This is a genomic window from Nocardia sp. CA-107356 (genome assembly GCF_050946365.1).
In the GTDB taxonomy this organism is placed as follows: Bacteria; Actinomycetota; Actinomycetes; order Mycobacteriales; family Mycobacteriaceae; genus Nocardia.
The window spans coordinates 4,660,700-4,674,452 of the sequence record NZ_CP191992.1 but is presented as its reverse complement, the minus strand read 5'-3'; the positions used below and the strand labels follow the sequence as shown (position 1 = coordinate 4,674,452).

The 13,753-nt window shown below is 65.0% G+C and carries 13 protein-coding genes and 1 pseudogene; 13 read left to right on the top strand and 1 reads right to left on the bottom strand.

What is annotated here, in order from left to right:
- The first annotated feature begins 5 nt into the window (after positions 1–5).
- The 9 genes and pseudogenes from dprA to ACQP1G_RS20870 all read left to right on the top strand — a co-directional run bounded on the left by dprA (position 6) and on the right by ACQP1G_RS20870 (position 8,064).
- Positions 6–1,196, top strand: coding sequence for a DNA-processing protein DprA (gene dprA, locus ACQP1G_RS20910; RefSeq protein WP_433206912.1), 1,191 nt, complete (start codon positions 6–8; stop codon positions 1,194–1,196).
- Entirely contained in the window at positions 1,196–1,366 is a 171-nt protein-coding gene (locus ACQP1G_RS20905) for a hypothetical protein (protein ID WP_433206909.1), read from the top strand. The genes dprA and ACQP1G_RS20905 overlap by 1 nt, the downstream gene beginning before the upstream one ends.
- A 1-nt stretch (position 1,367) precedes the next feature.
- Positions 1,368–1,943: a hypothetical protein gene (locus ACQP1G_RS20900; RefSeq protein ID WP_433206906.1), complete on the top strand. Its 576-nt coding sequence runs from the start codon at positions 1,368–1,370 to the stop codon at positions 1,941–1,943.
- 317 nt (positions 1,944–2,260) lie between these two features.
- Positions 2,261–2,599 carry a hypothetical protein gene (locus ACQP1G_RS20895; RefSeq protein ID WP_433206903.1) on the top strand — a complete coding sequence of 113 codons (339 nt, stop codon included), beginning with the start codon at positions 2,261–2,263 and terminating at the stop codon, positions 2,597–2,599.
- 557 nt (positions 2,600–3,156) lie between these two features.
- Positions 3,157–3,417, top strand: coding sequence for a hypothetical protein (locus tag ACQP1G_RS20890; RefSeq protein ID WP_433206900.1), 261 nt, complete (start codon positions 3,157–3,159; stop codon positions 3,415–3,417).
- 14 nt (positions 3,418–3,431) lie between these two features.
- Entirely contained in the window at positions 3,432–4,172 is a 741-nt protein-coding gene (locus tag ACQP1G_RS20885) for a hypothetical protein (protein ID WP_433206897.1), read from the top strand.
- Between the two features lie 33 nt (positions 4,173–4,205).
- The gene (locus ACQP1G_RS20880) at positions 4,206–4,475 is read left to right on the top strand and encodes a hypothetical protein (protein ID WP_433206894.1); all 270 of its coding nucleotides are present in this window, start codon (positions 4,206–4,208) and stop codon (positions 4,473–4,475) included.
- Between the two features lie 238 nt (positions 4,476–4,713).
- Positions 4,714–6,222, top strand: coding sequence for a YifB family Mg chelatase-like AAA ATPase (locus ACQP1G_RS20875; RefSeq protein WP_433206891.1), 1,509 nt, complete (start codon positions 4,714–4,716; stop codon positions 6,220–6,222).
- 644 nt (positions 6,223–6,866) lie between these two features.
- Positions 6,867–8,064, top strand: a pseudogene (locus ACQP1G_RS20870) (IS4 family transposase).
- Here the strand turns inward: ACQP1G_RS20870 and ACQP1G_RS20865 are convergent.
- Entirely contained in the window at positions 8,003–8,584 is a 582-nt protein-coding gene (locus tag ACQP1G_RS20865) for a hypothetical protein (protein WP_433206888.1), read from the bottom strand. The pseudogene ACQP1G_RS20870 and the gene ACQP1G_RS20865 sit on opposite strands and share 62 nt — an antisense overlap.
- 692 nt (positions 8,585–9,276) lie before the next feature.
- Between ACQP1G_RS20865 and ACQP1G_RS20860 the strand changes: the two genes are divergently transcribed.
- From ACQP1G_RS20860 to ACQP1G_RS20845, 4 genes are all read left to right on the top strand, one after another.
- Positions 9,277–9,807, top strand: a complete 531-nt coding sequence (locus ACQP1G_RS20860; protein WP_433206885.1) for a hypothetical protein — start codon at positions 9,277–9,279, stop codon at positions 9,805–9,807.
- 285 nt (positions 9,808–10,092) lie between these two features.
- Entirely contained in the window at positions 10,093–10,638 is a 546-nt protein-coding gene (locus ACQP1G_RS20855; RefSeq protein ID WP_433208689.1) for a transposase family protein, read from the top strand.
- A complete protein-coding gene (locus ACQP1G_RS20850) occupies positions 10,539–11,687 on the top strand; it encodes an ISL3 family transposase (RefSeq protein ID WP_433206878.1) in 1,149 nt (382 codons plus the stop codon). Before ACQP1G_RS20855 ends, ACQP1G_RS20850 begins: the two co-directional genes overlap by 100 nt.
- A gap of 553 nt (positions 11,688–12,240) precedes the next feature.
- Complete coding sequence (locus tag ACQP1G_RS20845) at positions 12,241–13,713, top strand: hypothetical protein (protein WP_433206875.1); 1,473 nt, start codon at positions 12,241–12,243, stop codon at positions 13,711–13,713.
- Positions 13,714–13,753 lie beyond the last annotated feature (40 nt).

Genomic DNA, 13,753 nt, shown 5'->3' with positions numbered 1-13,753 from the left:
GGCCGATGGTTCGTGAGCACCGCCAATGCCCGAAGTCACCCGCGACGTCGGCATTTTCAATGTCGGCTAACAGGCACCCACGTCCCGCAAGGCTTCCTTGCATGCCCCGCCACACCTTTCGCCATCGACTACGAGGCCGGACCCGCATGAACTACACCAATCACGCAGCCCCACAACCGAACCCGCATACCACAGACACCCCACAACAGCACACTGGGACCCCTAATCCAGCGACAGCGGATCCACTCGCCGACGATCGGCGCCTTGCGTGGGTGTATTTTTCGCAGCTATGCCTGGGGCCATGCGCCGAGCTGTCGGAGCTGATCGCCTCGGTCGGAGTGCTCGAAGCCGCCCGCGCGGTCCGCGACAACGATCTGCCGCACCCACTTCGCAGGCGATCGCCGGATCGACATACCGCCGACGCCGCCGAACGGGATCTAGAGCGGATCGAGCGTCTCGGAGGCCGCGTGGTCACACCTGAGGATCCGGAGTTCCCGACGTGGAGGATGCTCGCGCTGAGTCAGCTTGACCCAGACGAGGACCCTACTGCAGCAGTGCCTCTCGTGTTATGGGTGCGTGGCTCGCAATCGCTGTCTGCGCTGACCGAACGAGCGGTTGCCATCGTCGGCGCGCGCGCCAGCACCGCCTACGGCGAGAACGTCACCGGAGAAGTCGCCGCCGAGATGGCCACACAGGGCTGGTCGATTGTCTCCGATGCTGGGTATGGCATCGCCGCCGCCGCTCACCGGGCCGCCCTCGCTGCCGGAGGCACGACCATCGCGGTTCTCGCATGCGGCGTCGACAGGCCCTACCCCTCCCAGCACGAACGGCTACTGGCCCATATAGCCGAGGAAGGGCTCATCGTCAGCGAATACCCACCCGGCACCACGGCGAGAAAGGAGCGCTTCACTACCCGGCACCGTATCCTCGCTGCCTTGGCTGACGGGGTCGTCGTGGCAGAAGCCGGTCTACGAAGCGGCACCCGCAACACGGTGCAATGGGCACGGCGCCTGGGCCGTCCAGCTCTCGCAATCCCCGGTCCAGTCACCACCGCGACCTCCGCGGGCTGCCATCGAATGATCCGCGAAGGCCGAGCAACGCTCGCCACATGCACCGACGACGTCCTCACCGAACTCACCCCGCTACGCCTGGCGAGCGCAGCCGTAACGAGCAACACGCACATAGGGATGCCCTGATGGCGTCGCTGATCAACATCCTCGATGGAAATTTCGCCAGCCACATCCCAGGTGGCAACCACCGCGTACTCAACCGGGTAGTCCAGTTCACGGTGCCGGTGCCAGATTCGCGGGCCGAAGACCTCACGCCGATCGCCGAGATCCTTCACGCGACCGGCGGGAGTGAATAGCGTGCACAGATTCGAACCCGAACATGTCGATGTCGGAGGTGGACGCTCATATACCGTCGAATTCCCGTACGACCTCGACGCCGATAGCCCGCGCATCTGCAACAACACAATCCTCGTTGTGAACCGCGGTGGCGATGTCTCCCGGGATGAGGCCGACGACAGGTCAACGCTGGAGGCTCACGCGCTGCTGCACTTCCTCGACGAAGTGGGCTGGTCGCGGCTCGACCAGATCGAGCGCCGATTCAACATATGGCGTGCGATCACGGGCAGTAGCTTCCAGCTGTTCACCGGCAGCGACTACGCCACTGCGCATCAATCGGATTGGTTCCACTACCTCATGCTCGCTGAGTCGGCCGCCGACGCCGAAGGCGACCTGGCGGTGTGCCGGACGTGGCTCGGTGGCGAGGTTTTCGGGTGGGTGCTGCTCAGCCCAAACGGCGAACGGGTCGAGTCCTGCTTCGGCTACTACACGATCGAGCCGGCCGAGCAGGACTGGCGGGCCACGCTCGAAACCGCCGAAAAGGAAGCGATCCAAGAGGCGAGCATCGTCGGCGCGGGGTTCGTCGGGCTGATGTGAGACGCGGCGGGTGCTGTGCGTGGTTGTTAGAGCACCCGCAGCACAGACACGGCTAACCACTACGCCTAATTGCGCGATGCGACGGCGACGGCGTGGTCATGCAGGGCGGTGTTGCTGCATCGATGGCTCGTCCTTTGTGAGCGGGAAATTCGACTCCACCGAAGGCACTGACGGCCGCCGATCCGAGCGGGCCGCATTGCAACGCTGCGCGGCTTTGACCCTCGAACCCTGAGCCTCGGCTGTCATCGAAACCAGATCCCGGGCCCGACCCACCGCGAGCATTCACCTCCTGTTCCTCGCACCCACAGCGAGGCGTCATGACCGCGACCACCGAGGAAGGAATCCCCATCCCCGACATCCACACCCAAGTACGCATCCTCAAGGGCAACCTCACACCTGGTGAGACGGTCGAAATGCTCTCAGAGCGAAGTGATGTCGCGACCGGGCGCCCACACGGATGGGTGGCCATGGTCGGCACTTTTGTCGGCGACTACTACAGCCAGGAATCGGGCGGACCCTACTTCCTGTTCCGCGACGGTCGCATCGGAGAGACACGACAGCCGATGTTTGGTGTGCCCACCGACCAGTTCACCGCCGAAGTCCTCGACGTATACGGGCCTCTCGTGCGCAGCGCTCAAACCATTCACGAGGGCTGAAGGGCGGTCCGGCCTGTCCATCTACCTACCTGCTCCTCGCCCCTACCCGCGCGATCCCGACGATTGAGGTTGGAACCTGCTCTCCCAGAACGCATTACGGAGCGCCGGTCGCCAAGTGCACGCTGCGCCCACGCACCTTTGCCGCGCTCGCCGACACCAGACGCGGCTGGCGAGAGGGGTGCCACATGACGCGTTTGTAGTCGCCCTGGGTGCTACGACGCGCGACCGGCCTGCACCCGTTGCCCCCTGGAAACCGACGAGCCGAGCACGCTCGTCTCGCTCTCAACGCCGTCACGGTCTGCGTGCCTCGACCGGTCACTCCCTCATGGCGTGTCAACCCCGTTCGCCGCCGCCTCTGCGTCCCCGCGATCCCGTCGACGGGAACCATTCCAGGCTGACCGCCTCACGGTGACCACGCGAAGCCGCGCCGTCCGGCCTACCTATGCCTGAGCCGACCATCCGCGAGTAATTGGGCGACCAATCGGACTGGGGCCCGGCGTCCGACCGGCAGGGACCTGGTGCAGACCCTTGGACCCCTATTCCAGGAGGAAGTCCCTATGTGGACGAACAATCTTGTCCAATTCGCCCGCCTCGTCGCCGAACTGGAGGCGGCCGGGGCGTTCACCGAAGAGATCATGGGCTGTGTGGCCGCGTCGATGGACGTGACCTCCCAGGACGTGATCGAGCTGAAGGATCGAGCCGTCCGGATCTGGCAGGAGGCGGTAGCACGAGCGAACAGTCCCACCGGCCGTGACGATCTCGCAGCCCCGGACTGTCCAGAGCTGGCGGGCGACCCCTGTGGGGTGGGTGGCCTGTGAAGCGGATTGTTCAAATGTCCGGTGGTATCGGGTCTTTCGCCTCGGCTGTGCGGATCGCGCAGCGCTACAGCACCGACGAGATGGTGTTGCTTTTCGCCGACACTCTGGCCGAAGACCCCGATTTGCACAGATTCTTGGGTGAGGCGGTCCAATACATCGGTGTGCCGTTGACGCGGGTCTGTGACGGCCGCGATCCGTTCCAAGTGTTCGACGACGTCCGCTACATCGGCAATTCCCGGCTGGCCCCGTGTTCGAAGTGGCTCAAACAGATCCCGTGCCGACGCTGGCTCGAACAACACTGCGACCCCGCTAACACCGTCCTCTACGTCGGGTTCGACGCGGTCGAGTGGCGCCGTGAACCCGGCGTCGTCAAGGGGTGGGCGCCCTGGCGAGTGGAGTTCCCGATGACCGAGGAACCGTGCCTGACCAAGCAGGACATGCTCGACGAGTGCCGCGCCGTCCACGGCATCGAACCGCCACTGCTCTACGAACTCGGCTACTCACACAACAACTGCGGCGGTGTCTGCGTGCGTGCTGGAAAGAAACAGTGGCTGCGCACATTGGAGTTATTCCCCGAGCGTTTCGCCTACGCCGAACGCCGAGAAGCCGAACTGCGTGAAAAGCTCGGCAACTATTCGATCCTCGTGGAGCAGCGGAAAGGGATGAAGTACCCCCTGCCACTATCGGAGTTGCGCCGCCGCGCCGAAGCCGATTCGCGGCCATATACCGATCGGTCAACCGCCCGCCGCCGATAGTCGCCGAAGCAGGCGCCCCTTGGCGTCGATGCCGTGTACCGCGCACGACACCACACCACCACCGACACCGAACCCGAGGACCGAGGCTGCCGGTGCGGTTTGGCCGATTGCACCGCGCTGCGACACAACGGCGACCTGGACACCGAGCACCGATACTTCGTCGTGGTCGAGCGCCCCGAGCGCATCCGTTTCGAGCTCCACGCGCACTCCCGAGGCGACGCCGAAGAGCGCTATCTGCTCGATGGCGAGACAACCGGCACCAAATCAGCCGGATCGACCGCCATCGAGATCGGACTCGCGTAACCCGCACGGGCCCAGGCTCTTATCGAATCGAAGCGCCATAAGCCCGCCCAGCCCCCGTCCTCAACGCGGCCGAGACGGCCTGGACCCTCCCGACACAGACAAGGAACCTATCCATGACAGCACCAGCGTGCGACATCCACACCATCGCCGATAGTCAAATACCGTTATCGGCAACAAGTTACGGTCGCACCAGCACTGCCCTGACGCATTTGACCGATCATTACGTGGGGGTGCTGTAATGGCTTCGGCCCGCACATACTCGATCGCGGTGACCGGGATCGACGGGCATCTCGTCGAGATCGAAGCCGATATCGGACAGGGTCTGTCCTCGGTGAACACGACCGCCGGGCCCTATGCCGCCTTACACGAAGCCCGTGGCCGCGTCCACGCCGCCATCGCCAATACGGCCGGAGCCGCATGCCCGGACGGCCGCATCGTCCTCGCACTGTCTCCACCGACCCCGCTGAAAGTCGGCGGCGTCCACGATCTCGCTCTGGCCGCCGCGATCCTCGCCGCAGCAAGCGCGGTGCCCTCGCGACGACTCGCCAGCACCGTGCTGCTCGGTGAACTCGCTCTCGACGGCCGACTCAGGCCGGTGCGTGGAATCCTGCCCGCGGTCCAAGCGGCCCGCGACGCGGGATTTTCCACTGTCGTCGTGCCGCAAGCCACGCTGGCCGAGGCCGGTCTCGCGACCGGTGTCGATGTCTTCGGCGCGTGTGATCTGCGTGCGGTTCTCGACTGGCTGCGCGGTGAGGGCGTACTGCTCGAACCGGCCACCGCGACGGCGCCGGACACGGTCGGCAACTACGGCGATCTGAGCGAGGTTCCCGGCCACAACGAAGCGCGCTGGGCAATGGAAGTCGCGGCCGCTGGTGGCCACGCTCTGCGCCTGAGCGGCCCGGAGGGGGTGGGTAAAGTTATGTTGGCGCAACATCTTTCGGGATTGCTGCCGCCGCTGACGGAATCGGAGTCGCTTCAAGTGACCGCGATCCACTCGATGGCCGGAACCCTGCCTGACACCAAAGCCCAAATCACCGAGCCCCTCTACGTCACAGCGCACCACTCCACCTCGGTTGCCGCGCTTATCGGCGGCGGGGTCTCCGCGCGCCCCGGCGCGATCAGCCGAGCCCACTTGGGCGTGCTTCACCTCGATTTCTACCAAGAATTCAATGCTACGGTCCTGGAAGCATTGCGGAATCCATTGGAGGACGGCGAGGTTCGCATCGCCCGCCGTGACGGCGTCATACGATACCCCGCGCAGATTCTGCTGGTGCTCACCGGCAGTGTTTGCCCGTGTGACGCAGCCCGCGACACCGACTGCACCTGTTCGCCGCTGACACTGCGCCGCCACCGCGCGAGACTCCGCGGCCCCGTCGCTGACCGCATCGACCTGTCCGTCCGGATGTTTCCCCAGGACAGAAGCTCATTCTCTGATGTAGCGGCCGAGAGCAGCGCGGTCGTGCGCGAGCGCGTGGCCGCAGCCCGCGTCGCCGCGGCCAGCCGCTGGCACGACGAGAGCGCGACCACCAATTCGCAAGTCCCTACACGTGCACTGCGCCAGTTTCCGCTCTCACAAAAAGCCATCGAACCGATCAAGTCGGCGCTGCGCTTAGGCCAGATCTCCCCGCGCGGCGCGGAGCGGACCATTCGCGTGGCCTGGACCATCTGCGATCTGCGCGGCGGAGAACGCCCAACCGTCGAGGACCTCACACAGGCCTTGAATTTCCGTCATATCGCCATGCGCTAGCCGGCCCAGGCAACGCCGGCAATCAGTTCGCGGCCCACCGGCCCTGGCGGTAGCGGCATCTGCCAATCGCGTGAGCAATCCCATACGGCCTCACCGAGCCGATACCCCCGTCTACCGAAGGCGAACTCGCACAGCGAAAATCGCGCACTCGTACCGTGGCCTGCACATGCTGTGTCGCGGTCGATCGGGCCCACGCAGCCGCTGCTTGCTCGGCTCACCCACCGGCCTCAGCAACGCAAATCCGCATTTACGTCGGCACATCCCCGGCGTGACGTCGGTCCAGCCCGAGACCGACGGCCAGGTGCTCAGCGCACAGAGCTGGGGTTCGCACTGACAGGACCGCCAGCACATCAGCGAAACCCCCTAGTAGACAAGGAATAACATGAGCAACCCTGATGAGAACGCCGAAATCGCCGACATCCAGCAGCCTCCGAAACCGGTTGGCAACAGCGTTGCGGTGCCCGATGACCCGCCTCCCGTGGATCACGAACATGCCATCGAATGGGTGCAGGGCCTGCTGGATCAGGCCGAGCAGGTCGGCTCGGTGGCGTTGACCCACCATCAGCTGCGAGAGATCAGCGCTAATCTCAATACCAGTGACTTAAGGATTGTCCTGGTAGGGTCTGCGTTCGGGAGGTGCGTGGATGCCGAGGCCGGGGCAGGTCAAGTCGGAGACGGACGAACGGTTGTCCGACCGTATCGCGGTCGGGTTGTTGACTCGGACATTTCCGCCGGAGTTGGTGGATCGGGTTGTGGCCCAGTGCGATCGGTCCGGGCAGCGGATTCGGTTGCTGCCGCCGCGGGTGGTGGTCTATTTCGTGCTGGCGATGTGCCTGTTCTCCGGGCAAGGCTATGAAGAGGTCGCACGGCTGTTGACGCAGGGTTTGGTGTGGGCCAAACGCTGGTCGGGTTCGTGGCAGGTGCCGACGACCGCCGCCATCTCACGGGCCCGGGTGAAGCTGGGGCCCGCGCCGCTGAAGGCGTTGTTCGCCGAGGTCGCGCGGCCGTTGGCCACGGAGTCGACACCCGGTGCCCGGTATCGGGGATGGCGCCTGGTCGCGGTGGACGGCACCGTGTTCGACGTCCCCGACAGTACTGAGAACGCCGAGCATTTCGGGCGCCCGAAGACCCATCGCACCGAGCGGTGCGCGTATCCGCAGGTGCGGATGGTGGCGCTGGCAGAGTGCGGCACTCATGCGATCACCGCCGCCGCTCTGGGGCCGTTCAAAACGGCTGAACCGGTCCTGGCCAGGCAACTGTTCGGGCATCTGGGTGTGGGGATCTGCTGCTGGCCGACCGAGGCTTCACCGATGTGCAGCTGTGGCGGGCAGCGTGCGCCGGTGGCGCGGATCTGTTGTGGCGCATCAGATCTTCACCTGATCCTGCCGGTCCGTCAGGAACTGGCAGACGGCTCCTACCTGTCGGAAATTGTCGAGGCGAAAGACCACCGCAAACGCCTCGATCCAACGATCGTGCGGGTCATCGAGTACACCCTTGACGGTCCCGGCTTCCCCGTCCAAGAGGCCCCCTACCGGTTGATCACCACGATCCTCGATCCCGACGCCGCCCCGGCGACTGATCTGCGGCATTGCATCACGAGCGGTGGGAGATCGAAACCGCGCTCGATGAACTCAAGACCCACCAGCGCGGACCCGCGCAGGTGCTGCGGTCGCGTTCACCCGAGGGTGTCGAGCAGGAGGTCTGGGGCCACCTGCTGGTCCATTACGCCATCCGCACCCTGATGCCGACGCCGCGAGCATCGACGCCGACCGGTTATCGTTCACCCGCAGCATCCGCCTCGCGCGCCGGCAGGTGACCGCGCAGGCGGGTTTTTCCCCCTGACCACCTGGCCGGAGCGCTGGCCGAGGGACTGCGCGAGATCGCCCGCCACCTGCTGCCGGCCCGCCGCGGACGCGTCAACCCCCGCGTCGTCAAACGCAAAATGTCTGGCTTCAAGGTCAAACGCGATGAACACCGCAAACCCGTTCCACCACAACCGAATCCAGCCGAAGCCGAAACCATCGCCCCACACTGGCGCACCGCAACAACTACCCAGCCAAGAAGAACAATAGGCAGCTCCCCAGATCCTTAAGTCACTGGTATTGGCGCTAATCTGCATGTCACGGCGCAGAATGCAAAACGCTTCGACAAGGCGGTCGAGGTGCTCGAACGGATCGTCAAGACAGTCACCGGTGACACCGCCACCCAGTCGATGCCGTTCACCGAATTGCCCGGCGTCATCGACTCGATGCTCGGCGAACTCTCGTCCCAGACAGTGCTGTCGGTCGTCGGTCTGAGCAGGATGATCCCAAATACGCTGACGCCGAGCGAACTCGACCAGCTGCGCGAACAGATCCCGCAATCGAGTATTCGTGACGCATTCCGCGAGAACATCTTCCAGATGCTCGACAGCCGCCGAGCCGAACTCGCGAAGTCCGTGCCGCCGTCGGCTCCGCCCAGCGAACTGGCCGGAGCCTTCCGCAACTGGCCCTCGCTCGACGCAGTCCCCACCGCCACTATCGGGTCTGTTCTCTCAGCCCTGTCGAATTTCTGCGGAATACGGATCGTCCGTGTCAGTTTTTACGGTCCCGCGCAGTTACGCTTCGAAGACCCGAACGGTGTGCGCTTCTACGAAGTGCAGGGAAATCTGGAGCCCTGGCTCAGCGGACGGACGAAATCGCCAGGATCATCCCGAGAATGGCTCGGCGACACGAGCTACGACCAGCCGAACGAGTTGTCAGTTGACACGAGTTCGTCGAGACGGACACGCATGACTACATCCTGCCTGGCCCGACAGTGCAGGCGGGTGCGTGATGGCCACCGATCACACCCAGCCGACGACTACGAGCACCTGTTCCCGAGAGCCTGGACTTCCTCACCAGGCCCGCCTTCCTCCGCCACTAGCGACGCCCGTTCTACTTCACCGCCGACTATGCCATCGACGGCACCACCGGCTGACCAACCTGCTCGCCCCCGAGCGCCCCAGCACCACCTCCAGTAGCGTCGTACGCGACCACCTCCAAGCCGCCACGATGCCACGGACGACCCACCACCATGAACCCCTTCGACCCCCAAACACTGACCACCACAACCTTGTTCGACATCGGTGGCGATCCCGTCCTGCACGCCGCCGGACCCGTCAGCGGCGCGATCAGCCTGCGCTACGGCTGCCTGGATCAACCCACAAGGGCATGGTTCCTGCGCGTGCAGTTCGCGCCGAACATCCCCGACACCAACTCCGAAGACACCGCCCATACCGCGCTGCTGTCCATCGACGGCACCACCGTCTACAGCGGGTCGGCCCACCTGTGGCTGACTCCCGGGCGCCGCCCGCCCCGCAACGGCACCGATCTGCCCGACGAGATACCGCGCGACCTCGTCACCGACCCGTGGTCGCCCGTCCCTGCCTCACTGCCCGCAACGGCTGCCGCGGCACTGCACGGTGTCTATGAACTGATCCTCACCGACTGGCACACCCCCCAACGCTGGGCCAGCGCCCAACTCATCCACCTGCCGCCGCAGACTGCATCCGGTGCCGACGACGGTCTGGCCCCGATCCATCCCCTCAGCAGACCACCGCAGTAGCCGCGAAACCGCGGCGCCAGCTCGAGCGTGCCGAGGCTCGCGCGCCACCGGCTGCATCACATGGATCAACGCCGTGTCAACAGGTACGCAGAACTGCGGGCGTTCGAGGTGTCGCCTGCCAGGGTGATGGGTTCTGGCGCAAACAATGTGATTGCGCCGTTCGGCGTGTTGCCGTTGGATCCGGTGCCGAATGGGTGATGGTGGCAGGCGTGCGTTGATCTGGTCCGAAAGTTGTTGCCGCACTTGAGTGATCTGCTGATCGGTGATGTCGATATCGAGGGCGATATGGTGGTCGTGGAGGCGACTGTTGCCACCGGACTGGCCCAGTGTCCTCGGTGTGGAACGGTTTCCGCGCGTGTGCATTCTCGCTATCGGCGGCGGTTGGCCGATGCCGCGGTCGCGGGCCGGAGGCTGGTGTTGCGGCTGGTCGTGCGCCGCTTCTTCTGCCTGAACAACGATTGTGTGGCAAAGACTTTCGCCGAGCAGGTCGAGGGACTCACGGTGCGTTGGTCACGGCGGACGGACCAGTTGACCTCGATGCTCACCGCGATCGGGGTGGCCCTGGCGGGTCGAGCCGGTGCACGGCTGGCAAGCCGTTTGGGTCTGTCGGCCAGCCGAGACACCCTGCTGCGGTTGGTCCGCAGAGTGCCGGATCCGCCGGTCGGTGCCGTCAAAATATTGGGCGTCGACGATTTCGCCGTCAAACGCTCCCGCAGGTACGCCACAATCTTATGCTGGATATGGTCACCCACTGGCCGATCGATGTCCTCGACGGTCGCGAGGCCGATCCGCTGGCCGTATGGCTGTCGGCGCATCCAGAAATCGAGGTGATTACTCGAGATAGGGCGGGGGCGTACGCTGAGGCCGCCCGCCGCGGCGCGCCGCAGGCCACACAATGCGCAGACAGGTGGCACCTCTGGAACAATCTGGGCCAGGCGGTGGAGAAGACCGTGATCGCGCACCGGGGCTGTCTCACTGAATTTTCAACTGCCAATAGCGATCCCACCGATTCGGTTCAATGCACTCCGGCCGTGGTCGACGCCGGCGGAACTGCCGATCCCGCGACAGCGCCGCCCGCCTCTCCTCGCAGCGAAGGGTATTCGCGGCTGCGTGCCCGCACCATCGAACGCTACGAGGCGGTGCAGCGGCTTCGCGCTCAGGGCAAGGGATTACGCACCATCGCCACCGAACTCGATATCGACCGGAAAACCGCTCGCCGGTTCGCTATTGCTGCCAGTCCTGAGGACGTCATCGCCGCCACGACGGCCCGCGCCGGGATGCTGGACGAGTTCGTGCCGCACCTGCTTGCCCGCTGGAACGCCGGGCACACCAACATCGCGGCCCTGACCGCCGAACTGCGCGAGCTGGGCTACCGGGGCAGCCCCAACAACGTCTACCGCTTCCTGCGCCCCTACCAAGCCAGCAAGGCATCGACCCGCCCTGCTGTCGCCCCGCCACCGAAACCAAGAATCCGCGCGGTGACCGGCTGGATCATGCGCAATCCCGACACTCTCCCCGGCGCCGAAAACCAGCAGCTCACCAAGATTCTCACGTGCTGCCCAGAACTCGCCGCCACCCGCCGGCATGTCGGCGCCTTCGCGGCCATCATGCGTGACCTGCGCGGGGACCGTCTCCCAGAATGGATCGCACAGGTCCGTGCCGACGACCTGCCCGCGCTGCACTCCTTCACCACTGGCCTCGAACACGACTTCGCCGCTGTCACAGCCGGATTGACGCTGCCGTGGAGCAATGGTCCGACCGAGGGCACAGTTAACAAACTCAAGCATCTGAAAAGGCAATGTTTCGGTAGGGCGAATCTCGACCTTTTGAGAAAACGCATCCTGCTCACTCACGCAACCGCTCAGCATCTCGACAGATGACGATCACATTGTTTGCGCCAGAACCCATGCACCTGGCAAAAACAGCTCCGAAGTGGTCCCTTCCCCCTGGCAGCAGCGCGCCCATGAGCGATCAGACCGGTCCCCGCGATCAGTCTGGTGTGGCGCGTAGCCGACGAGTGCCGCGCCACTTTCACTGATCGAGACCTCGCCGACTTCCTTGCCGAACTCTGGCCCTCGCCGACGTCGACCCAGCGAACGCGGCCACGCGCCGCCTCCGCAAATCCGACACGACTCATAGTCCAGGTCCGGCACCGACTTTCGGCCCGCACGGGGCAACCTCTGAAGCCTCTGAAGCGTCCCGTGCCGAGGGGTGATCCCGGGCGCACCAATGCAAGGTCCGCGGCCGCTGACTCAGCATCCCGGAGCGCCGGAACTGGGACAAGACAAGTCCCGATGCACAGACCGCGGGTGACTCGTCGAATGCTGCACGACAACAGTCGATGCCAAAATGTCGTATTGGCTTACATAGGCAGTGATCACGGCGTATTCTGGATATGTAAGCCAATACGACATTTCGAGAAGGTGTTGAGGATTGCCGATCATTACAGTGCCCGATCCAGGAGGCAATCATCACGGCAAACGCTGGGTGAAAACGCTGACCGGAGTCGATCAGTCGAAGACAAACGGCTTTGCCTTCGAGGGCACCTTCGTGAATATCGAATCCCTGGCCGAAGTCGCCGAGGGATCGTATCTGCTCGGCTACGCCGAGGACTGCACCAGCAGAGCCCGCGTCCGCTGGGTGGATGTAACTGTCTGGCAGGTCCGCGACGGCGAGCTAGATGAGATCAACGGATGGCGGCTGTCGGAGCCGACATCGAAGACGTGGGCTCTGGCTGTCCGGGACGAGGTCGCCGCCATCCTGGACGCTTCTGGTTCGGCTGATCCCGAGGAAGGCGGCGCGGCCGTCGGTCCCGCCTCTGCTGCCAACAAATCCGCGCCGACTGCTGGGGAACCCGACTCGGCGGCGCCGCAGCGGTCGGTGCTGCGCGAAGGTGTCTACATCGATCCGACCGCGCGTGTGGAGCATCCAGGCATGATCGGGTTCACCACAGTCATCGGCGCCGACGCTCAGATCACCGGGTTCACCCGGATCTGGGGGGCAGCCAGCGGCCTACCGACCCGGATCGGGCCCGGCGCTGTCATCATCGGAGGCCTGTCTCGGCTCGATGAGACGGTTGTCGGTGAGCATGTTCAGGTCGGCGCGGGAACCCGGATCGAGGCAGGCGCGGCCATCTCGACAGGCGCGCTCATCGGAGCAGGCGCACACATCGGACCCCGAGCCCATGTCATCGCCAACGTGATCATCCCACCCGGATTGGTCGTGCCCGAGCGCGCTGAGGTCATCGGTGACCCGCAGTCGGCCGCCCGCGGCCGCGAGAAACGAGAGAAGTTCACCGGCACTCCTGATCCGCTGCTCGTGGCGGTCGCCGATCTACTGGAAGAGCCTGCGGCGCTGCCGAATTCGGTGACCAGTGCTTGCGATGGGGCGTACCGGCGCGAGCGCGGATCATGGCGATATGCGATCACCAATCTCAAGGGCCGTCCGGTACCCGGCGCGCGTGATGTGACCCTGGGGGACTTGACCGGAGATGTGTTCACCGTGAATGGGCGCACCGACGTGGTCGCGGTGCCGCTGGTGCCCACCCTCGCCCACCGCGCCTGGTTCGAATGGGCCAACCGCTACGCGATCAAGCACACCCACATGGACCAACACGGACACCGCACCGACTGCCGCCTCATCGACACTGAAGTCTGGCAACAAGCCGCCGCAATGGTCGTGGACATCATCGCACCCGAGCTCTCACCCGCCGCACTGCTCACCACCGAACAGGCAGCCGCACACGCCGAGACCACCAGCGACGCACTCATGCAAACCACCCGCCGCAGCCCCGACCAAATCCGACCCGTCGCCGGAAGCCCGCGCGGCTACCTGTGGTCAGCACCACTCATCGCCGCCTATGCCGTCGGCAAACGCCCCAAGGGCCACCACGCCAGCCGGTTCTGATCATCGCGCTCACGCCGTAGGCGCGACGATGCGGCACGAA